The sequence below is a fragment of the Rahnella sp. RFA10(1/100) genome, assembly GCF_004195115.1.
Lineage (GTDB): Bacteria > Pseudomonadota > Gammaproteobacteria > Enterobacterales > Enterobacteriaceae > Rahnella > Rahnella perminowiae.
In genome coordinates this window covers 1-438 of the sequence record NZ_SEWR01000029.1, presented here as the reverse complement: position 1 = coordinate 438, position 438 = coordinate 1, and the positions used below count along the sequence as shown (strand labels likewise).

1 protein-coding gene is annotated in these 438 nt (G+C 53.7%); it reads left to right on the top strand.

Annotation, left to right across the window (positions count from 1 at the left end; all coding sequences use genetic code 11):
* A partial coding sequence (locus ETV65_RS24985; protein WP_205951645.1) for a hypothetical protein occupies window positions 1-207 on the top strand: 207 nt, incomplete at its 5' end.
* Window positions 208-438: the final 231 nt, after the last annotated feature.

The following is a 438-nucleotide window of genomic DNA, read 5'->3' as shown; positions in this document are numbered from 1 at the left end:
GCACGGGGCGACGGTGCGGGGCTGCATCCGATCAGTTACAAGCGATTGATGATGGGGTGCCGCTACCCCGATGACAGCTTTGCGCTGGCGTCGTTGGTAGAGCGAACCTATGACCTGTCCATCTTTGGTGTCAGCGATGAGAAAATCCGCTCGATGCCAGAAGAAGAGGTCATGGAGGGGCGCGACCCCGGTAGGGCGTTAAAATAACAAGGAAAAGACTCTTTCCTCGGTTTTGGTCATCCTGAGTGGACTTGAAACACTAAGGAGAGACCAAATGACGGTTAATGATGTTTTTGATGGTTCGCGCCTGCTGACGGAGGACGTTCAGACGCTTCAGGCGAACCAGATTTTTTTGACGGATGGTGATGATTTTGAGCAATATGCACGTTTCGTTTCTGAGGGTCGGACCGAACAGCCGCTAGGCGCGCCCTTTGACCC